We start from the raw sequence: 22,152 nt of genomic DNA on the forward strand, positions 1-22,152 counted from the left end.
TGTTTCATATTAGTGAAGCATTGGTGGATAATACTAACAGAGACACGAAATAATTTAGATGAAATCATGAGTATTATGGATAAAGAAATAAATATAAGAGATATTCTGTGATAAGTCAGGAGACAAGAACTTGAGCAGGCAATAATTGCTGGGAACTGATTGAACTGTTGAACTAATAAATGGTGAATTAAATCCGAATAATGGAGGGAAAATTTTGAGAATATTGGATAGAACGCATGATGACAGATCAGAAAGCTTCTCGATCCTTTCTATTTTGAAAATTAGTGATTACATTAAGTTGATTAATGAAGTATATGAAGTAAATGGTGGTATTGAAGGGCAGAGAAGTAAACTGAAAACAACATCTGCAATAAGAATTAGGAATCGAATGGCATCAGATTTTGTAAATGGTGCAGTATTGCCTTCAGTAGTGATCGGTATAGTTTTTACAAAAGAAAAATATGATAACATACTAAAAACTCCTGATGAAATATTTTTTAGGGATCTCTTCGAACTTGAAAAATCAAGGGTATCCATCATAGACGGTATGCAAAGAACAACTGTATTTCTTGAGAATCAGGTGGCATTGCAAGAGAGAGAAATTCGAGTGGAGTTTTGGGTGACATATCAAACTGCGGCATTAACATATAGAATGTTAGTTTTAAATACGGGCCAAGTTCCATGGAACCTGAGAAGGCAAATAGAGGTTGTATATTCATCAATAGTTAGTGAAATTAAGACAAAGTTTAATTCGCAAAACCCTGAATTGGAAACCCAAATTGAAATGTATAAATTAGGAGAAGGTAAACGAACTAGACCGGGAGAATTTCAAGTCAATGATATTGTTGAATTGTATATTGCATTTGGCCTCAGAAAATCTAAGGTGGATACGGAAACCGTATTGGCCGATGAATTCTCTAGATTGGACATGATTGAATCTGTCTCAAATAATTACTACCTAGAGGCATTTATTCAAGTTTTTTCATGTTTGTGTAAGTTTGACTTGGCTATTGGCAAATATAGTATTCCATTTTCAAGTGAAAGATTTAAAATTGGCAGAAATTTGTTTGATAGTCAACCAGCTTGTGTTGGCTTTTTTACAGCAGCAGGAATTAAAATATTTGGTCGACCTGGAACACATGTCAGAAGCGTTGAGCAACAACAAAAAACAGTACAAATTATTCAAAATAGATGCGATAAAGCAATTGAAATTATAAATCAAATTACTAATGGTGATGAATTTCTGCAGTTTGGACTGTTAAATGAGATAATAGCACTATCCTCAAGAACTAAAAGAATCGGGGATTTTGAAAGAGAGTTTTTCACAGATGCATTCTCATTGTTTTTTTCTGATGAAGAATTTGAGTCAATGGAACCATTTTGGAGAGCCTTTTAAATGGCAAGACATATGATTCAAGCAAATAAAGAAGTATTTAAACGTCTTATTGATAAGTTCAAGGAATTTCCGGAGCTTACCACTGGTGATATTAATACATCTGATCATGTGCCGAGATGGATATCAACTAATGTTGATGAGAAAGAATTGTTAAAACACTCTACAATACAAGAAAAAACTTTATGCTTAACAGATAAGTATATATTTAAAATTAATTATAAATACGAAGTAGAACCATTTACACAAGCACAAGAACTACAATTAATACCAGTAGATGCACAAGTTACAATAGTACAAGAAGAAGCGACAAGAATGCAAGAAGAAAAAGAAGAGCAAGAGAGAGCAGGAGAAGAGTATGTTCATGTAACTACTGGTGAAAGATTTTTTATTGTCCTTCCTGAAGCACAAAAGTTTACAGAGCCTTTCATGAGAGGTGCTGTTAATCAAATTAATGAGAACGCAGGATTGTTGACCTTAGTCTGGGGAGAAGGTGCATACCCGCTAAGTGAATTGAAGGATTATGGTAATCAATTAATAGAAACAGTATTTGGAAGAGATAAAGCATATGAACACAAAGACTTATCGGATTTTTTCGCACCATGTGATATTTGGGAAGTTGAAGAAGAATTGTATAATAAGCCTCCATACGCGATATATGGTGGAAGGTTGACTCAAGTTGATGAGAAATTAAATTTAGACTTCTTAATAGTCACAAAAATAAAAATCAGGAAAATGTTTGAGGATGATACTGGGAATATTATATCTGAAGCTTTATTTAGGGGCTTAACTTCGACACACTGGTCGCATTCTTTTCTCGAATTTTACCGGTGTATCGAACGGCTTTATCATATCCCTTATCTTAAACAATTAGGTACCAGTTTAGATTCCATTAAATCTACTTCAGATATAGCAAGTATAATTGAGGATAGTCTAGGATGGAAACCTAAAGAGGAGGAGGCACTGATTAAATTAATTCAATCATTAGATAGTTCATTTATCGGATATATAAAGCAGGAATTAAATATATTTGATCCCACGGTAATAATAAGCCCAGATCAGACAGAAAGATTACTTAAGCAGAAAGAAACTAATAGAGCTAAACTACAAGATCTATTAGTAGACTTTAATATTATTCATACAGAAGGTAGGACGATATTAGAAAACACACGTGGTTTTGTCATTGAAAAACAAGAATTATTGGTTTTATCTTTTTCAAAGTACTCGAACATAATTCAGTCTACAGTAAATGAAGTAATTAATGCTTTAGACTTGTATATCATCGACACTAATAATGTTGATAGTGAAAATATAAAAATAAAACTAATTGATGACCTGTCCGAATTCTTTTATCAACAAGATCAGATGAATATACAAGAGAAGCTGAAATACGATGCTTTAATTAAGATAGTTGCAAGAGATTTATACAAAACTCGTAATAATATTGCTCATTGGAGACCTATTGGTGATAATAATAAACCTATTGCTGATTGGCAGAAATTAATTGATGTAACAATAGATATAATTGATGAGCTATATAAGGAATTTCGAGATGATTTCTAGTAAATAACTTATATTGTATATTGACAGGTTAAGTTACAGTCCTGAAAATATGTTATGGGTCGCCGTTAAGATTATAAGCGAAGCGAGACGGTGTCCTTAAAAGTATACATATACTCATATAGTTCGAACGAGATTTTGGAGTTGTATGGGTCTGAAAGGAACATGCATGAATTTATGTATGATCATCAAATTTAAAGATTTTTTGTTGAATAGATCATGCAATGAGTACTGTTATTGAGGGGAGTCAAAATGAAGGATATAATTCAATCAAATTTAAAAGATCTGATAGACTATGTAAACGGAAAGAAGAAAATTAGTGAGAGGGCAACTTTGATTGCAAGTCTTACGGTGACAGCTTTTGCAATTGCCGTTCCCAATCTGGGAACGGCTGCTTCTACGGCTTTTACTTTGATGGGGGTAGGCATACCGGTATCGATCAAGAAAGTTCTGAAATCATTGGATCGTTCGAGCACAGAGGATAGGGCTGTGGAGGTATTTGAGCGATGCCGATTTACCGACTTTGTGTTGTCCCGAATGGCTGTTGCTCAAGCCGTCGAGAAAAACCTTACAGGAGAAGATCGTTTTTTTGCCCGTTGGAAATTGGCGAAAACGGTAGAGGAACATCAAAAGGAGATTCTAAAAAACGACGAAGAACGTGAAGAGAAGTACATTCAAGGATATCAGGATAATCAGGAACTCAACCATGAAGCATACTGGGACCAGTTGCTGGCAGCCATTCTTAAGGTGATGGACATCAAAGCTGAAGAGGAGTCGGAATTTCGAACAATGATGAAGCAAGAAATTGGATCGATGTACCAATCTTTAAAAAACCTGGTCATTTTTGAATCCGAATTCTTCAAACTTTACATAACAAGTACCGTTACTCCTAATCAAATGATGTATAAACTAAACCAGCTAGCTGAATTTGTTAATTCACATGGTAATTTGTATAAGACAATAGATCAAATGGAGCAATGGCTAAAATCGAATACAGAGCCTTCGATCAGCCTGAACTTTTTTGATTACGATGACAAGGAATTCGCAGAGCGAGTGATCGAGCAGTTTGCTGATGAGTCCAAAGACGTGATCTATGTGAAAGGAAAGACAAGGGAAGAAACGATGTTCTACCTGTTGTATATTATAAAGAACCTCGAGAAGCATCACAAGCAGGATACCCTTGTCGTAGAAACACTCGAGAATTGGAATTCCCTCAAGGAAAACTGCCAAGGCAAAGTATTGATTCCAAATTTCCATGCGTCTGTAATCGATACTATCCCGGGCAATCGTAATATCATCATTTACGGGGATGAGAATTATATTGGCCACAAAAATCCGATCGAACTGAAAAAAAGAAAGCTTGCCAACATGCATGAAAAACTTCGAGAGGAAAAAGTCGATCTAGAGACTGTCAATAGGTTCGTCCTACGCACAAATGGGCTTTATGCAAGCTTCAAGCGTATCGTCTTCAAAGGTAAAACCGGTGAACCTGAATGGGAGGAAAAGAAAAATTCTTCACTTATTCCAGCGTTATTGGCTGGAATGTGGTCAGAGTCAGAAGGAGACATGCAAGTGATGTCCAAGCTGACGTCTGATGATTATAATAAATTAATTAGGATGTTAAATCCCATCATTGATTCTGAAGATCCATTCCTGATAAGCTTTATTGATTATGGCAGTTCAACGTTTCGGTTAGCTAATGTCGAAGAAGCATGGGAAGTCTTGTTCGAGGAGATTACCTTCCAACAACTTGAGACATTCAGAGAGATTGTCATCGAGGTACTGACCGAGGTGTCGCCGGAATATAAGCTACCTATAGAGGACCATTATAAAGCGGCGGTTTTGGACAAAGTTCTTAAATATTCCCGTATATTGAAAAAAGGGATCGCCCGCTCATTAATCATGCTAGCCAATATGTCCGCGGTTAACTATTCGCTCAAGCAATTTTTTCCTCAAAAATTCGTGGATGAGATTGTGTCAGAGATTCTGAATCAAGCGGATACGAAAATTAAGTGGATAGCTTTATCCGAATATTTTCCGGATCTTGTCGAAGCTGCTCCGGAAGTGACAATGGCTGTAGTTGAACGAGAGACCTCTGATTCGGGCTCTCCCTTCTGGATATTATTTGAACAGAATGGTGATGGATTATGGGCAAGGAATTATTACACACATATTTTATGGGCTTTAGAGAAACTGCTCTGTTTTGAAGAGACGGCTCCGGGAGCCGTTCGTATTTTGACAAAGCTTTCGGAGAGAAAAATAGTCTATGCGATATCCAACAGTCCTTTATCGACTCTTGATCAGGCATTGTCAGCTTGGAGGCATGAGATCAACTTATCGATGGACGAGAAGATCCGCCTTACTCGTATTGTAGTGACAAACAGTGAGATTGGGTGGGACCTGTTGGAACGGTTATTGCCGGATCGATCCCCTAGCCGTGTTTATACGGACATTTGCAAACCGGATTACAGACGATTTGAATTCAAATATTTGTTGAGAAATAAACAAGATATTTTGCGGACTTTGCGAGAGTACACATTGTTTGCCGTTGATGAAGCACGCGTCGACTTAAGCAAATGGGGGCTTTTATTTAAGAAATTCTTCTTCTTCGAATTGGGTTTGGCTGATGAGGTCATTACAGGAGTCCAAAAGGCAATAAAGATGTGCGGTTCGGATGAGGCAAAATACGATTTAAAGGAAATAATAAGGGGTCTTCTTCATCAGCATCGCTTCTTTCGCGACGCCAAATGGGCGGCAGATGAAGAGTATCTGATGAGAATTGAAAAAGAGGTCTTTGTGGTTGTTTCTTTCGACAACCACATCTATGAATTTTTGCATTTGTTTACATCTGATCAGCCGAATCTTATCCACCCTATTCCCTATCGCGAAAGAGAGCGTGATTATAGAGAGGAACGGGTGAGATTAAGAGAGTCAAGGAGTATTGCTCTCTCCAAGATTGTTAACGATCCGGAAATGGGATTGGTCAAGCTGTTGTCGAAATTAACGGATGCACATGCTTTGGGACTTTACGACATCGGTTCCATTATGGCTAGCGATTTTCATGAGTATCAATCGGATGACGAATTTGTTAAATTAATGTTGCAACTGAATCAAATAAAGATTCTTTATTCCTATATTGGTACCATCTATCAACATAACGGGCTTAAAGTCATTAAAGATTTTCTTGGTACGTTTGAAGCAAATGATGAATTATTGGCAGGTATTTTAAGAATTGCTAAGATTGATGAAGCTTTTCTAAAACTAATAGACAGTTGTGAATCTTCTGTTATCGAGACGTATTGGAAAGGCCTATCAATGATTGGCGAGATTGAGGATTTGACTGTCAGGGAGCATGTGTGGGATCGGCTGTTGAACTCCCGCAATTATGCACCGACACTCGATATGCTCCATCGATATTATGGCACAGATGTATATAAGCACCTTCAATTGCTGGAGAACATCCGGGATGATTTTGACGAGTACAAGATCAGTCAGCATGAGGAATACTTGATTGTGAAATCTTTCGAGAGGTTGTATAAGGCAGATCAGTTGAGCGAAAAGAATTCCTCAAGGGTGACAAGATTGGAATGGGCTTTTTTCAATTTGTTGATCAATCAGGCAACCCCGCGTTATCTGGAACGAGAACTAAAGAGCGATCCGGAGCTGCTGACCCAATTAATCCAGTTTGCCTTCAAATCATCTGACCAAGTGGATTCTCGTGTTTCACTTAATGAGCAGCAACTGCAAATGGCCAAACAGTCTCTAAATATTCTTATGAAGGTTAAGTTCTGTCCTTGTATGGACGACAAAGGGAATATTTCTCTTAATGAACTTAAGAATTGGACACAGAAGTACCTTCAGTTGATTGATCAGAATAAGCAGGAGGTAATTGGAAGACAAATACTTGGGGAGTGTTTTGCTTATTCTCCACCAGGTGAGGATGGTGGGTTCCCTCATGAAGCGGTAAGACAGGTGTTCGAGGAGCATTATTCGGATCATCTCAAAGCAGGCTTTGAGATCGGGATTTTCAACAGCCGCGGGGTCTATACCGTGACTGGAGGAGAAGAAGAAGGGCAATTAGCGGAGCGGTATGGGAACTACGCACGTACTGTACGAATCGACTATCCTCAATTATCTAAGACACTAAAGGAAATATCGGACCGTTACATGAGTGATTCCGAAGTAGAAAGAGAGAGGGCTTCTCATGACATTTAAGGGAGAGAAGCTTGAATTTATCAAGGGTGAGCGTTTGGACGGTGGTGGTAATGGAGATGTATATCACATTATATGTAATCCACCTTCAGAGAGACCACTGGTTGCCAAATTTTTGCGGATCGGGGGGCGATTCGATACCAAGAGATATGAACGATTTAAGCGTGAAGTGAAGACGGTCCTTGTACTAGGTGATAAGTATCAAGGCATCCTTCCGATTATTGACCACAGCTTGCCGGAAGAGCCTTCAAGAGAAAATCCACCTTGGTATGCTATGTCATTGGCTGTGCCCTTGAAAAAGTATTTGTTTAATCGTAACGCCACAATTATAGAGAAGATGAAGGTCATAAAAGATATAGGGGAGGGTCTCCGCAATATTCATAATGAAGGGTTTTCTCATAGAGATATTAAACTGGACAATTTACTTATATACAATGATCGAATCGTTATAAGCGATTTTGGACTTGTAGCACATCACAACCTTGAACGTCTTACCACAATGCATGAGAAAGTAGGGCCATGGACCACGATTGCTCCAGAAATGAGGTTCTCTGCTTATGAGATTCAGGATGCTCGTCCAGCAGATATATACTCCTTTGCCAAATTGGTTTGGATTATTTTAATGGAGGATGAGAATGGGTTTGATGGACAGTATGGGAAAGAGAAGATCTTTGGTCTAAAGTGCTCAGAGTTTGGGGTGGAAACTCTGGAATGCATTCACCAAACTCTCATGGATTCTACAGATTCCGATATTACCAAGAGACAGACAATTGACGAAGTTCTTATGGTTTTAGAACAGTGGCATCGAATTATTGGAGACGAAATGTTGCTTGCAGAGGACAAACGTAGGGTGGTAAAGAGTGAAATCAAGAATGAATTTACACCTAGCATGGAATATTTCGAGGATATCAATACGGTCATAGGGATCATAGAGAAGATTTACAAATTATATTCCATAAAGAGTGAACAGTTCCAGGAGATTATTCCAAGAAGTTGCAAGCGTTCCCGTTTGAAGAACTGCTTGGAGATCAGCGATGGATTAAACACCTATTTGTTCAAGCCAGTCAAGTTGACAATTGAGAATCGGATCGTTCATGGAACAGATCTTGAACAATGGTATTTGCTTGAGATTGAAACAATAGGGGAAGAAGAATTTTCTCATATCAAAGATAGATTTGTTCGATATGAGGACGTTGATTTTCTGGATAGCTTGTTAACCGGTCGTATCGACCTGAACCCGCCGATCATTGTCTTGCGGGCAGAGAAAGAAATCCAGTTTGTATGATCTCTCATAGGTATGATAAAGACAATGGCTCTTAGTTTGTTGGCAAGAACCAGACATCCAGATTGTAGTTACTCAACAGGCGTGTTGTAATATATCAAAAAGGACTGCCCGTGCTGGTAGGGGACTAAACTTTTAGATATTTATCTAAAAAGGTTTCTAACTTTTTTTACATGGTAATTTCTGGCGGTTCCACACTTTCTTTTTTTCATGTTTATCACGTGCCGCGGCAAGCCCAGTAAAATCAACAAAACTGGTTCCATAGTTTTATATCACCTGACACTTTTTTTTGTCAGATGAGGCCTGAATTTCAAGCGAAATTGGAAGGGACCTCTGACAGTGAAATCGGATTTTGGCAGTATAAGTCGCTGCTACAAGCTGGAGAACAAGGGATATCAGCAATCAGTAAGGTGCATGAAACACTGGGCGGGGTTGCTAATATAGGGGTGTTACGCGAGGATGGGGAGTTTCTGATCTATGCAGCGCATCCCGAAAATCGGGTTTATACTTTTGGATTAGGAAAGCTGAAGATGGTATCCACTGCACTTCATAGCCATGATGATTTTCTGTTTCAAGCGATTTTTCCCGAGGCTAGAAGCATCGAACTTTTACCGCTTCATACCGTACTGACTTTATAGGTTGCAGGTATTGCAGGCATCCCTGCATCCGAAATTCAGGGTCGTTAAGAAACAAATGGGCAAATATTGAAGGCTTAATCATTACCTATTTTATGAGGGCAAGGGATAATCAACTCCTTGTCCTTTTTACTTTTCTCATGATTTTGGCTCAAAACTCTAATTCATGAGTATGCCCCAGCATGGGCGTTATCATAGGGTCTCGAACGGTGGAACGCACCTCTTAGGTATATCTACCTTCCTATGAATTATAACTTGGCATGGCCGTTTTTATAATCGGTCGGAGATAAGCCTGTAATTAACTTGAAAACCTTGCTGAAGTAGTACTGGTTGGTAAACCCGGCAATGGTTGCAATATCTCTAAACTTGAGGTTGGAGCTGTCCAAGAGCAGTTGTTTGGGCCTTCTGGATTCTTAGCTGGATTAAATATTCGATAGGTGAAATCCCCTTATACTTCTTAAATTCCCGGCTTAAATAAGAAATTTTAGGTTCACTCGATCGGCCATCATCACTCCAGCGTTTATCATCTATCCATTTATCCCATGACAACATTAACGAATTATTTTCTTGTACGGTCTAATGCATGAGATACACTCAATGCCTTCTCCCACATTATCTTTATTATATCGTCTCGATTGGGCAAGGTTTTCGAATTATTAATGCTTATAAATAATTGCATATCGATTCCCCTTTTTATTACAAGTCGCCTCCACCATTGCTACTCTCATTTTAGCTAAAGGTTAAAAAATTCCATACAGAATTCCATTAACCTTCCCAATAGCCTAACGAGGAGGCTGCCATTTGTTTCTGGCAGCCTCTTGATGTCGGTTATTAAGCTCTTGTGCACGATAGTTTAACTTCCACTAAAGTGATATGGGAATTGCATAGGATGAAAGTTCTTTCTCGAAAAATTCATGAGAAATAGATGAGTCGCCTGATGATGTGGGTGTAGGAATTTCCAGAGCAATCATAATAGAAGTGAGCCACTTCTTACTTTTGAACTTGCATTTTAGGGTAATATTGTAAATATTTAAGTGTAAAGGAATCGGGGGAATCTCGGTTCATACAAGTATGAAGTTCTTCACCCGTCCGTTGTTCCAAGCTTATTATGGCATAGTTAATTGCAATTTATTAGGTATTTGCTATTCTTTTTATTTCTTGCACCACAACTGGATTTCTAGTGAAGATAATATTAATTCTAGGCGGGACAAGCTTTTTCGGAAAGTGGTCTGGGGAATATGCTGCAGCTAACAGGCCAGGCCTCCATTAGCCGGGAAACAGAGGTCGCACCCAAGCTACCCAGGTGCGGAGCATGTTATAAGAATTTCATTTGAACCGGGTTATTCAGCAAGCATTGGCTTTTCCCATATTTTTTGGTTAAAAAGTATGCATCCACAGTGTACTTTGCTGTCGTTAGCGCACGTTTTTTATGTTTTGAAAATGCTTCTTGCCAAAACTAATGGTATTAGTTATTATAAAACTAATGGTATTAGTTTTTAAAACAAAGGAGCGATTTCAATGAGAATAATAAACAAACAAACTGTATATCAATTGACGTTTTTACCGCGGTTTTTTCCGGTTAACTGCTATTTAGTCGAAGAGGAGGATGGCTTAACTGTTATTGATGCAGCTTTACCCTATAGTGTGAAAGGCATATTTAAAGCAGCCGCGCAGATTGGTAAGCCAATTACGCGCATCGTTTTAACGCATGCGCATGGAGATCACATCGGTGCGCTTGATGCCCTCAAGGCAGCACTGCCGGAAGTGCCCGTTTTCATTTCGGCACGGGATGCTAGATTGCTTGCTGGTGATCGTTCACTCGACGCGAATGAAATGCAGACTCCGATTCGTGGAGGCGTGCCCAAGGCGGGGAGCATTAAGACGAAGCCGGACGTATTGTTGCACGATGGTGACCGTGTAGGTTCTTTACTTGCCATCGAGGTGCCAGGTCACACACCGGGTAGTATGGCGTTCTTGGATATACGGAATCGAGCCCTAATTGCTGGTGATGCGTTTCAGACCCGCGGTGGAATGGCTGTGACAGGCCAAGTAGTTCCTTTGTTTCCATTCCCTGCTATGGCAACATGGAATAAGGAGGCTTCACTGGATTCTGCACGCAAGATGCACAGCTTGAATCCTTCGCTGTTAGCAGTGGGTCATGGTCTTATGCTGGAAAATCCGCAAGCTCGAATTGCTCTTGCCATCCAAGCAGCCGAACGCAAATTGAAATTGAATAGCGAAAGGGCGGAAAACAATGGCTAGAATTGGACTTAATTTAACCACATTGATTCTTGCGGCTACCGAAATTGCTGATAATCAAGGGTTGGAGGCCGTGACCTTAGCATATCTTGCCAAGAAGCTGAAGATTCAATCCCCATCGCTATACAATCATGTGAATGGCTTGCCGGATCTACGCCGCCAATTGGCGCTTTCAGGACTAGCGCAAATGTCTTTGGATTTCAGGCGTGCTATGGCTGATAAATCGGGTGATGAAGCCGTTGAGGCATTCAGCTATGCTTATCTCGCTTTCGCTAGAGCACACCCCGGACTATACGAAGCGACGCAGCGCGCGGCTGAGCCCGATGACATAGAGATGAAAGAAGCGGGTGCGGTATTGGTACAATTGGCGTTGAAAGCGCTGGAAGGATACGGTCTTAAAGGAGATGAAGCGATTCATGCTGTAAGGGGCATACGGAGTATGCTGCATGGCTTTGCTTCATTAGAGCGGCAGGGTGGTTTTGGTCTTAAGCTCGATCTGGATGTAACCTTTCGTCAGCTCATCCATACCTTTCTCGAAGGTACCAAAGCTATTAATACTAAATAATAGTATAAAGTTATAATGATGGATAAAGTATAATGATATGTCAGAAAGAGATTGCTTTGTTTTCGTTCCTGCATTTTTCTATGGCTAACTTGAAAGAAAAGAAGCTTGCGATGCTAAAGCTGTCCATGAACATATGTTGCAGTCCACAAGAATCGTTTTTCGGCCACATAAAGGATCATGTAAAGAGTCGCAGCTGCTCTACACGGGAAGATCTGCAACAAGCGATCGATGGCTACATTGCTTACTACAACAACTACAGATATCAATGGGGACTAAAAAAGATGACTCCTGTTCAGTGTTCAGTACAGGAATCACCTTTTGTCATCTAAGGTACGTCTTTTTTTAAGTGTCCTTGACATGGGGTCCAGAACAGTTACCCGATGAAGGCTTTTTATAAATCAATCCGGGTCACCAGGACCCGGATTGACGACTTTACTGTATTAGCTACTCGCCTTTGGAGTTTACGATTATTAAGTTGTCTTAATTATAATTTGTGGGGCACGCCATAAGTCAAGTTAGCGCTGTTAAGCGTTTATGCCACCATCTACATTAATTGTTGCTCCAGTGATAAAGCTTGCTGCCGGACTGGCAAGGAATGCGACTGCTGCAGCAAGTTCTTCCGGTTGTCCATAACGGCCTAGTGCGGTAGCTTGTCTCAGAACATTAGCGAAATCACTGTCAGATGGGTTCATATCCGTATTAATGGGTCCCGGTTGTACAATATTCACGGTAATCCCTTTGGGCCCCAAATCGCGAGACCAGCCTCTAGTATAAGCAGCAACTGCTGCTTTACTTGCTGCATAGTCTCCAAAGCCGGGGTAAGTGGTTTTGTCCGCTGATGACGATCCTATAGATATAATCCGGCCACCTTCCTTCATAAAAGGAACTGCTGTCCGAACGGCAGTCACTACACCTTTTATGTTAACCTCTAACAGGCGATCAAACTCAGCAATTGGAGTTGAATCATCCCCGACTTGACCTGCAAGAAAGACACCCGCATTGTTAACTAGAATATCGAGCTGCCCAAAGCGAGAGACAACAGCGTTAACTAAATTCTCAACCTCAATGGAATGGGCTTGATCTGCTTTAATAGCTGCGGCCCGAACCCCTTTGCCTTCAAGCTCGCGCACCAATGCCTCCGCTTTCGCTGGCGATGCAACATAGCTTATCACTACATCAGCGCCATCATCTGCAAGTGCTTGGGCAATGGCTGCACCAATACCTCTTGATCCTCCTATTACTAAGGCTACTTTACCGGATAATTTCTTTGAATTGGTTGTCATGTGAATAACTTCCCTTCGGTTTAATTTTTGTACCGTTAGGTAAATATATAACGAGATAGGGTGTATGTCAAGACATTTTTACCAATCGGTACAATAATTATTTAGCTTCATATAATAGCAAATAAATCATTATTTCATCAGGAGCTTGGTTGGCTTATTCACTATTTTGACGTATAATTAAATTTAATATCGGTAAGTACAAAACGTTGAGGAGGAATTACTATATGACTATGGGACGCCCTCGCAACTTTGATATGGATAATGCTCTCGAGCAAGCACTCGAGGTTTTCTGGCGCAAAGGCTATGAAGGTACTTCCTTGACTGATCTAACAACGGCTATGGGAATTAATCGCCCAAGCCTTTACTCTGCTTATGGCAATAAGGAAGACTTATTCCGCAAAGTTCTGGATCGCTACGTTAACGAATCCGAGGCTTACAACAAAGAAGCCTTTAACCTGCCAACTGCACGCCAGGTTGTCGAACGGCTTATGTTGGATACTGTTGACGGTGTAACCAACCCCAATCATCCGACAGGATGTCTGCTTGTACACGGAGCTTTGGTTTGCGGAGAGGAAACCGAGCCGATTCGCGATGAGTTGATTTTGCGACGAATGGCTCTTGAAGCTCAGCTACTGCAACGGCTTGAGACAGCAAGAATAAACGGTGATCTCCCTTCGGAATCTGATCCTGCTGATCTTGCACGCTTCATTATCGTTATCATTCGTGGGATTTCTGTCCAAGCTTCAAGCGGTGCCTGCGCTAAGGATTTACAAAATGTTGTGAAAACGGCAATGCTAGCTTGGCCAACAAAAGAATGAACATACAGCCTAAATTCACATCCTAAATACTCCCGAGATCTAAGGATCTGGGGAGTATTTAATACATATATACTAAACAATAATAAAGTTGTTAACAGCAAACCTAACATGTTATATTATTTTTACCTAACGGTACATAAATAGAGATTAGAAGCTGAATTAAAGATGGAAAAATTATTGCTTATTTACATTATTGCTTTTGGCATATCCGGAATCATCCATACAGAGCTTGGCGTAGTCGATATTTTGCCACAGAATACTGAGCTCGCAGCTTCAAGCGAGAATTGATCAGCAACCAGAATCCGCGGAAACGAATTTCTCTACAATTAAAAAAGTCTGAAGCCCCTTAATGCTTTTGAGAATAAGATTACTATAAAAGAGACCGACTTAATCGTCGAATTTAGAAAGCTAAAGATAGAGGATCAGGATGAAATAATTGATTTTATAAAATTGGAAATAATGTGGCAGAGCTCTCCTGGTGTTGAGGGAAAATAAAGTGTTTTCTTAGTGCTTAGATTAAGAAAAGGTTCTTTTTAAAGCTATACATGCCAATAAGTGAAATGAAACGTCAAAACCCAATAAAGCATTTGATATATATGTCTAGAAGATACCCAGCGAGCATCTTGAGCTGCTGCTGGATCATCATAAGTTCGAAATTTAACTGTAATACTTTTAATATAAACAAAAAGGGACTGGATGTCCTTACTTTCCTCACTTTACTTACTTTAATTCATTTACCTTTTATGCTATAATTAACTTAATTATTCAAATTGAAACCAATTCACATATTGAAAAAGGTCTCATTTCTATGATGGAGCTTTTTTCAATATGTGAATTTTTGTTTTCTAGGAATGATCGGTTTAATAATAGGGCGACCGCCAACATTTTAACGCTAAGCCTTTAAACATGACCGCCTTGGCGTTTTTTCATACTCTAAGTCGAAGGGTCCGGGCAACCTTGGGTCTGAAAGAAGCTTTAAATTAAGCTTATCGCCACCGAATGCTAATATAAAATAAAGATGTGACCACATCAGAAAAGCGGTTTTTTATCAAAATAGATACACATGATTCGAACGTTAGTGTTGCATTTTCGACCATTGATGACATTATTAATTTTTATTCCAACAAGCAGAGTTCGCAGAGCAAAGTGGACGATCTGAACAATTTAAAGAATCACACAAGCAAGCAAAGGGGTGGAATATCATAATTGGAGAAATGATTCTTTCCGACCGACCTGTAAAGGTAATTCAGAAGAGTTCGTGGTTCATAATGACTTCCTGCATTTTTTCTTCATTTATCTATACTATTTGGGGTGGATGCCTTTTGCTCGCCTGTCTCGTTTACTTGGCCATATCAAAGCGAATTCGTTTTGATATGTAATAGCTCAATAAGGACATCTGAATAAAACACCTGCTTTGGTGCAGATATCTAAAGATGAAATTCCGCCAAAGGACCAAGAAAGGCCCTGAATGCCTTTTTCTTTTTCTTAATCGAATTAGTTCGATTGAAAAGGGAAAGTGGCAAATCAGGGCCTTTTTATTTGTTTAACAGTGTAGTGTCTGGTAGCAGTCGCGGTTACATGTGACTACCGCTCAACTAACGAGGCAGGATAGTTCCAATATGTGGTATATTTGGTTAAATGACATTTTCTAAGCGGAGGTGCTTATGAATCCTGCTTTTGACACCTATATACAATCGCTGGCCGATCGGGACGTGACCGTCATCGGCGCCGGCGTCAGCAATTCACCGCTGATCCGCATGCTGTGCTCGGCTGGGGTGCGCGTCACCGTGCGCGACCGCAATCCAGCTCTGCCCCGGGAAGAGTGGGACAATCTAGGCGTCGAGTTGCGCCTGGGGGAGAATTATCTGGATCGCATTGGGGGCGACGTGGTGTTCCGCACTCCGGGCATGCGCCCAGACCATTCGGCGCTGGACTCGGCCCGCGCAGGCGGCAGCCGTGTGACCAGTGAGATGGAGGAGTTCTTTGCACTGTGTCCTTGTCCTATTTTCGGCGTGACCGGTTCGGACGGTAAGACCACCACCACGTCGTTGATTGCAGACATGCTCGCTGATGGGGGGCGTACGGTTCATCTGGGCGGGAACATTGGCACGCCACTTCTGACGCGCGCCGGCGAGATGTCGCCGCTGGATGCGTGCGCGGTCGAGCTGTCCAGCTTCCAGCTGATGGACATGACGCGCTCTCCCCATGTGGCGGTGATTACCAACCTCTCGTCCAATCACCTCGACTGGCACCGCGACATGGACGAATATATCGCCGCCAAGCACCGCCTGCTGGATTTTCAGAGTGCTAACGACTTTGCCGTCCTAAACGGCGACAATCCGGTGACCGCCGCACTGCGCGGGCGGGGGCGGACCAAGTATTTCGGAGGGCACACTGTCCACGATGGTGTGATCGACGGTCTATTACCCATCAGTGACATTCGTTTGCCGGGTTGGTATAACGTGGAGAACGTTATGGCTGCCATAACCGCCGTGCGGGGAACCGTGTCTGATGAAGCAATCCTTGAGACGGTGCGCAACTTCGTCGGCGTGGAGCACCGAAACCAGTGGGTTGCAACTGTGGGTGGTGTGCATTATTACAACAATTCAATCGGCTCCAGCCCCGCCCGTACCGTCTCCACACTGCATGCGCATGTGGGCCGAGTGCTGCTGATCGCCGGCGGGCGAGATAAGAAAGTACCGTTTGACGAGATGGCTAGGCTGCTGCCTGATCATGTCAAGGTACTGCTGTTGATCGGAGAAGCGGCTAGTCAAATCGAGGCAGCGGCGCGCAGAGTGCCGAGTTGCCCGCCTATTGTCTGCTGCGAAGGCCTGGCTGAGGCAGTGGCGCAGGCGCACAAGCTGGCCGCACCGGGCGACACTGTGCTGCTGAGTCCAGCATGTACTGCTTTTGACCAATATCGTAACTTTGAAGAGCGCGGGCGTCACTTTGTAGACCTGGTCGGGGCGCTGCACCGGTCGGAGGGAAAGGATTGAACAAGACATAGGCGTTTGCCGGGAAAAGCTGATTGCCCTGATGTATTTTCATTTATAGATAGTTCTTATGAGGGACTTAATGAATTGATTCATTTCGCTAAAGTGTTACGATAGTTCGATGCCAGAAGGGCTACCGCTTGGTAGCCCTTCGCTCAGTTAACGGGCAGAATAGAGGAACAAAACGGTTAGATTGTTCTCAAACAGAAGATTAAATCAATCCATGGTATCAAGTGGGAAATAGGTCAAGGTTAGGTGAACAGATTTTCTTTTTTTGCGAGGGAGGAGATAGAAGGGTATGAGTAGTTCGAATCAATGGGATGCAAAATGGGAAGTATCAGAAGATTTGGCTCATAAATTAATAAGCAGTCAATTTCCGCAGCTAGCTTCAAAAAGCGTACAAAAACTAGGACATGGCTGGGATAACACTGTTTTTCTTGTCGGGGCCGAATATGTATTTCGTTTTCCAAGAAGAGAAGTTTCCATTAATCGTTTAAGGATGGAAGGAAAGATACTACCTAAGCTTAAAGATTATTTTTCCATTGCCTATTCCTTACCGATATTTTTTGGGGAAGGGGATTATGATTATCCTGCACCCTTCCTAGGCTACCCCTATTTGTCTGGAGAGTTTCCAATCGGATTAACAGACAAGCAACGTGCGTTATCAGCAACAACGCTCGCACAATTTTTAAAAAGCTTACATGCATTCCCTGTGAAAATTGCCCAAGAAAATGGGGTTCAACATGACCATAGAAATCTGACTGATATTGCGATGCGTAAGGAAAAGATGCATACCTTCATTTCCGGCCTTGCCCTTCATTTTAATGAAGAAGAGCACCGTGCAATATCGAATTATTTGGCACAGCTCAGAACTGAAAGAGTGAAACAAAAGTACGTATTCCTTCATGGTGACCTTCATTTTAAAAATATGCTGGTAGATGTGAATGGAAGGGTTTCAGGGATTATTGATTGGGGAGATATCCATATAGGACATCCTTCTTGTGACTTGAATGTTGCGTATAGCTTTTTACCTCCGGATGCGCGTTCTGACTTTTTCAAAGAATATGGGGATGTAGATGAAGAAACAAAGATATTAGCTCGATTGATTGCCATATATATTCCCATTTTGATAATGATGCAGGCAATTGATGATAAAGATGAAAGGTTGGTTGATGAAGCAAAAACGAACATTAAACGTGCTCTCGCTGATTAAGGGGCAGAGCCAACATTTTGACGGTTTTATACGCTTAGTATTAGCGGACACGCATTCGTTACATTCCTGACAGCCTTAGCGGGCGTAACAAGCCGATTTCCGACTGATTGATGACCGCTAATGATGTTTAGCGGTCATATGTGCGGGATTACGAATGGGCAGTTTAGATTAGCAATCCATAAGAAACAACCCAAGTTGAATTATGCTAAAATATAGTTAATGTATAATGTAGATATCCCTCATGAACAAAGGAGAACTGAAAATGAGAAAACTCGTTCTATTTCTGCACGCATCGCTTGACGGTTTTGTAGAAGGGCCGAACGGTGAAATGGACATTGGCTATATTTCCTACGATGCTGATTTGGAGAAACACGCGAAAGAAATTCTGAGTACTGCCGACACTGTCATTTGGGGACGTGGGACTTATCAGATGATGCACAGTTACTGGCCATCTGTGCCTTCGAACCCATCAGCTTCGCAGCATGAAAGGAATCATGCCGAGTGGATCGAAAAGACAGCTAAAATCGTTTTTTCCACGACGCTGGAGAAAGTCGAATGGAACAATTCCAGACTGGTGAAAGAAGATGTCGAGGAAGAGATCAAGAACCTCAAACAGCAGCCAGGTAAGGATATGGTCATCCTCGGCAGTCCTAGGTTCGCACACAACCTTATGCAGCTTGATTTAATAGATGAGTATAAAATTACGGTTTCTCCCGTCCTGATCGGCAGCGGGTTGCCGTTATTCCAAGGTTTCAAGGAGAAGATCAATCTTAAACTTATCGAAAACAAGACATTTGATTCTGGAGCCATAGGCCTCGTTTACCAGACGGTTAGATGACCTTGTCTCCTAAAGTAATCCCTGAGTCTAACGTGGAGCATATAAGACTTCTATAAAGTGTTTGTGGTAACTGGTACACGCTTAGAGGATTTGGCGGTAAGTAGTTGTATTTATATTGTGCAGTGACCTCTTTAGGGAAACAACCGCCCCTAAAAGGTTTGGAGCCAGCAGGCATCCCCCTGGACTTCTTAAACAGAATTGAGGCGCTCCATGCTTTGGCACTGCACAAACTAATAAATTATCAACCTGTCGATATGGCAGTTTTTTTTGCATTTCCTTATCGATTTCAAGTAAATGGACCGAGGGGAAACCATTACATTCCCAACTCATACTCTGCTGCTTTTCAAACGCTCGAAAAAGAGCCCCTTGTGGATCAGGCAAGGGACAACCTGGGCGATACGCTAACAATAATGAAACGCTACTGCACATCTATACACAGAATGCTCCAATTAACCTTCGAAGGAAATAAACCAACTCTCTCAGTGGTTTCACTACCAACTTCAAACAAGCAGATTCATTTGTCAAAAATCATAAGCGCGTTCGGCAGGAAAAAATGCTCCGCGCATCTCATGTGCAAGAACAGTAAAAGCTCATTAATCCATATATTGCTCATCTGGCTCGTGTAAAGCTGAAGCCAAGATTTTCTCTGCGACGAATTCAGGAGTATCAGCAGGAGGGGAAGAACCTTGTCGCTGCTGCTGGCGAACACCCAGAGCGTTTTTGCCAAAATCCGTTGCGGTTGAGCGCGGATAGACAGTAATCACCCGGATATTCTCTGAGGCTAATTCACCTCGTGCCGTATCGGAAAGCATGTTCAGAGCGGCCTTGGTAGCTGCATAGGCTGCCATTCCAGCAATATGCATCTTGGAGACCACCGAGCTTATATTGATGATCAGTCCTCCCCCTTGCTCTCGCATGATAGGGATCACAGCTTGCATAGCTGCTAATGGCCCAAACACATTGAGGTCTAGGGTCTTGCGGAAGTCGTCAGGATTGAGGTCAGCGATCGTGCCAACTGCAGCTTGCCCTACGTTATTGATGACCACGTCCAAGCGACCAAAGTGGCGCACCGTCTCCTCAATGACTCTTTGAACTTGCTTCGGATCACTCACGTCAGCAGGCAGAGCGACGGCGTCATTTCCCTGGCTCTGCAATTCCTCAGCGAGATGATTGAGTGCATCGGCAGATCGAGCTACCAGTGCTAATTTAGCACCAGCAGTGGCAAATCGGCGTACTGTGGCTAAGCCGATACCAGCGGATGCTCCAGTAATAAGAACGACCTTGTCACGAATTTCCATAATAAATGTTCCTTTCTTTGAGAAGATTGGCCTAACCGTTTATGGGAGGAAGCGGTCAGCAGGTTCCTGAAAAAATTAAACGGATAACGAAATGAGCAAAATAGATCGGCATCAAGACGCTCTGCTTGCGCTCGTCAAGGCGCTGGAGGGATGCATTAGTTGTGCTTCCTTCCATTCTTTTTAGCGCCTCTCAAATTTAGCTGTTTTGCACTTGAAACGGAAGTTCAAATAGGTTAGCATGGCATTAACTAAAAGTTAATACGATGAAGGAGTTCTTTGAATGAATGAACAATTGAATACGTTTATTCAGGTGGCAGAGTCTGGTAGCTTTTCCAAGGCAGCTGAAAAACTATTTGTTTCTCCAACTGCTGTGATGAAGCAAATGAATTTGTTGGAAAAGCATATAGGAGTGCCTCTTTTGATTCGCACTAACCATGGTGTTGAGCTTACCGAGGCAGGGAAATCATTTAACAAGGATGCAGCATTTTTTTTGCGGAATTTTCAAGAAGCCGTGCTACGTATACGTCAGGGTGCACAGGGAAGTCAGCATGTTATTCGTGTGGGCACCTCTATACTTAATCCCTGCAAGGTTTTGCTGGATTTGTGGAATGAAATCAGCGGCCAATATCCGCAGTTTAAAATAAAAATCGTCCATTTTGAGGATGATGCTTATACTCTACCAGCCACTTATCGTACCATTGGCAAACACTTTGATTTCATCGTAGGGCCATATCTTACAGAAGACTGGGAGGATTATCTCCGTTTGCTTGAGCTGGGGAGTTACCGCTTTTGCTTTGCTGTATCTCGCAACCATCGGCTGGCTTCAAAAAAAACATTGTCTGTCGAAGATTTGTATGGAGAGAAGTTGGCTGTGGTGAAAGGTGGAAAAAGTGCAGTAATTGATGAAATTCGTCATTTTTTGATAATGAACCATCCTAAAATCAAAATTAAAGATGTTCCGCGCCTTTATGATATTGATGTATTCAATCGTTGCGAGCAAAGCGATACTGTCCTACTAACATTGGATGCATGGGTAGATATTCACCCGTCCTTAGTGACCATCCCTAGCGATTTGGATTTCACAATACCCTATGGTTTGCTATATCCCTTAAAACCATCAGAGGATGTCAATCAGTTTTTAGAAATCATAAAAGAAATGTAATCTAAGCACAGTGACGTTTCATTTCGAACATACAAAAGGAACTATATAAGTTGAACTAAATATTGGAAAATAATGGTAAAGAGTGACTGACCACCTGTCGAAATCGATGAAAAAAAACGGAAAACCGTCGGAGGCTTGAGCGTTATCAAGCCTTGTACTTGCATCTGCAAGGTACTCCATCTGAACAGATTGCCCATACGCTAAACCGAAGTGCCCAAGCGGTAAAAACGAGGGGCTTGCCGGTCTGCAAATGAATCATTCTCCAGGTGCACCTGTGCGATTGACTCCCGAACAGCAGGAGCAATTGAAACGTACGATTGTCGAGTCTGTGCCTCATGAAGTCGGTTTTAGAGCACTTCATAACTGGACGCTGGAAATATCGCTGATTATATCAAGCGGGAGTTTGGTTCTGCCTATTCGCTTCGTGGCATTTCCGCATTTCCAAAATGATGCACCGTCAAGGGCTCAGCTACACCAAGCCTACCTATACCTTGGCAGCGGCAGATCCAGACAAACAACAGCTATTTGCACAAACCACCTTTATCCATGCTCCGTGACTACCAAGCCAAAGAAATCCGTATAAATGTACAACCGTTTATGGATGAAGTGGCCAAAGTGCCTTTGGTCATTATTGACCGCCT

General features: G+C 41.7%; 18 protein-coding genes. 15 read left to right on the forward strand and 3 right to left on the reverse strand.

All coding sequences use genetic code 11. From position 1 onward, the window contains the following. Positions 1 to 214 precede the first annotated feature (214 nt). The 5 genes from G9U52_RS17455 to G9U52_RS17475 all read left to right on the forward strand — a co-directional run bounded on the left by G9U52_RS17455 (position 215) and on the right by G9U52_RS17475 (position 9,085). Entirely contained in the window at positions 215 to 1,396 is a 1,182-nt protein-coding gene (locus G9U52_RS17455) for a hypothetical protein (RefSeq protein ID WP_166151905.1), read from the forward strand. Then, positions 1,397 to 2,956, forward strand: coding sequence for a hypothetical protein (locus tag G9U52_RS17460; RefSeq protein WP_166151907.1), 1,560 nt, complete (start codon positions 1,397 to 1,399; stop codon positions 2,954 to 2,956). It abuts the gene before it with no gap. Positions 2,957 to 3,205: 249 nt separating this feature from the next. Next, positions 3,206 to 7,168: a hypothetical protein gene (locus tag G9U52_RS17465; RefSeq protein ID WP_166151909.1), complete on the forward strand. Its 3,963-nt coding sequence runs from the start codon at positions 3,206 to 3,208 to the stop codon at positions 7,166 to 7,168. Beyond that, complete coding sequence (locus G9U52_RS17470) at positions 7,158 to 8,450, forward strand: protein kinase domain-containing protein (protein ID WP_166151911.1); 1,293 nt, start codon at positions 7,158 to 7,160, stop codon at positions 8,448 to 8,450. The genes G9U52_RS17465 and G9U52_RS17470 overlap by 11 nt, the downstream gene beginning before the upstream one ends. Before the next feature lie 293 nt (positions 8,451 to 8,743). Next, entirely contained in the window at positions 8,744 to 9,085 is a 342-nt protein-coding gene (locus tag G9U52_RS17475; protein WP_207953045.1) for a hypothetical protein, read from the forward strand. 245 nt (positions 9,086 to 9,330) lie between these two features. On the opposite strand, the gene G9U52_RS41705 is transcribed toward G9U52_RS17475, so the two are convergent. Then, entirely contained in the window at positions 9,331 to 9,468 is a 138-nt protein-coding gene (locus tag G9U52_RS41705) for a helix-turn-helix domain-containing protein (RefSeq protein WP_166151915.1), read from the reverse strand. A 1,132-nt stretch (positions 9,469 to 10,600) separates the two neighbouring features. On the opposite strand from G9U52_RS41705, the gene G9U52_RS17485 reads away from it, so the two are divergent. The 3 genes from G9U52_RS17485 (at position 10,601) to G9U52_RS17495 (ending at position 12,235) form a co-directional block, all read left to right on the forward strand. Then, on the forward strand, positions 10,601 to 11,344 hold the full coding sequence (locus G9U52_RS17485) for an MBL fold metallo-hydrolase (protein WP_166151917.1): 744 nt from the start codon (positions 10,601 to 10,603) through the stop codon (positions 11,342 to 11,344). Then, entirely contained in the window at positions 11,337 to 11,906 is a 570-nt protein-coding gene (locus G9U52_RS17490; protein WP_166151919.1) for a TetR/AcrR family transcriptional regulator, read from the forward strand. Before G9U52_RS17485 ends, G9U52_RS17490 begins: the two co-directional genes overlap by 8 nt. A 125-nt stretch (positions 11,907 to 12,031) precedes the next feature. Beyond that, the gene (locus G9U52_RS17495; RefSeq protein WP_375790264.1) at positions 12,032 to 12,235 is read left to right on the forward strand and encodes an IS3 family transposase; all 204 of its coding nucleotides are present in this window, start codon (positions 12,032 to 12,034) and stop codon (positions 12,233 to 12,235) included. 195 nt (positions 12,236 to 12,430) lie between these two features. Here G9U52_RS17495 and G9U52_RS17500 read toward each other — a convergent pair whose 3' ends face one another. Next, positions 12,431 to 13,189, reverse strand: coding sequence for an SDR family NAD(P)-dependent oxidoreductase (locus tag G9U52_RS17500; RefSeq protein WP_166151921.1), 759 nt, complete (start codon positions 13,187 to 13,189; stop codon positions 12,431 to 12,433). 224 nt (positions 13,190 to 13,413) lie between these two features. Here G9U52_RS17500 and G9U52_RS17505 point away from each other — a divergent pair, with 224 nt between their 5' ends. The 5 genes from G9U52_RS17505 to G9U52_RS17520 all read left to right on the forward strand — a co-directional run bounded on the left by G9U52_RS17505 (position 13,414) and on the right by G9U52_RS17520 (position 19,051). After that, entirely contained in the window at positions 13,414 to 14,007 is a 594-nt protein-coding gene (locus tag G9U52_RS17505; protein ID WP_166151923.1) for a TetR/AcrR family transcriptional regulator, read from the forward strand. Positions 14,008 to 14,172: 165 nt separating this feature from the next. Beyond that, positions 14,173 to 14,295 carry a hypothetical protein gene (locus tag G9U52_RS40920; RefSeq protein WP_279538665.1) on the forward strand — a complete coding sequence of 41 codons (123 nt, stop codon included), beginning with the start codon at positions 14,173 to 14,175 and terminating at the stop codon, positions 14,293 to 14,295. A 1,376-nt stretch (positions 14,296 to 15,671) separates the two neighbouring features. Beyond that, positions 15,672 to 17,003 carry a UDP-N-acetylmuramoyl-L-alanine--D-glutamate ligase gene (gene murD / locus G9U52_RS17510; protein ID WP_166151925.1) on the forward strand — a complete coding sequence of 444 codons (1,332 nt, stop codon included), beginning with the start codon at positions 15,672 to 15,674 and terminating at the stop codon, positions 17,001 to 17,003. Between the two features lie 295 nt (positions 17,004 to 17,298). Continuing rightward, positions 17,299 to 18,213 carry a phosphotransferase gene (locus G9U52_RS17515; protein WP_166151927.1) on the forward strand — a complete coding sequence of 305 codons (915 nt, stop codon included), beginning with the start codon at positions 17,299 to 17,301 and terminating at the stop codon, positions 18,211 to 18,213. A 262-nt stretch (positions 18,214 to 18,475) separates the two neighbouring features. After that, entirely contained in the window at positions 18,476 to 19,051 is a 576-nt protein-coding gene (locus G9U52_RS17520; RefSeq protein ID WP_166151929.1) for a dihydrofolate reductase family protein, read from the forward strand. 593 nt (positions 19,052 to 19,644) lie between these two features. On the opposite strand, the gene G9U52_RS17525 is transcribed toward G9U52_RS17520, so the two are convergent. Then, positions 19,645 to 20,349, reverse strand: coding sequence for an SDR family NAD(P)-dependent oxidoreductase (locus G9U52_RS17525; protein ID WP_166151931.1), 705 nt, complete (start codon positions 20,347 to 20,349; stop codon positions 19,645 to 19,647). 280 nt (positions 20,350 to 20,629) lie between these two features. Here G9U52_RS17525 and G9U52_RS17530 point away from each other — a divergent pair, with 280 nt between their 5' ends. Next, complete coding sequence (locus G9U52_RS17530; RefSeq protein WP_166151933.1) at positions 20,630 to 21,511, forward strand: LysR family transcriptional regulator; 882 nt, start codon at positions 20,630 to 20,632, stop codon at positions 21,509 to 21,511. 250 nt (positions 21,512 to 21,761) lie between these two features. After that, positions 21,762 to 22,094: a hypothetical protein gene (locus tag G9U52_RS42105; RefSeq protein ID WP_243767409.1), complete on the forward strand. Its 333-nt coding sequence runs from the start codon at positions 21,762 to 21,764 to the stop codon at positions 22,092 to 22,094. The last annotated feature ends 58 nt before the right edge of the window (positions 22,095 to 22,152 follow it).

This window comes from Paenibacillus agricola (assembly GCF_011440305.1).
In the GTDB taxonomy this organism is placed as follows: domain Bacteria; phylum Bacillota; class Bacilli; order Paenibacillales; family NBRC-103111; genus Paenibacillus_S; species Paenibacillus_S agricola.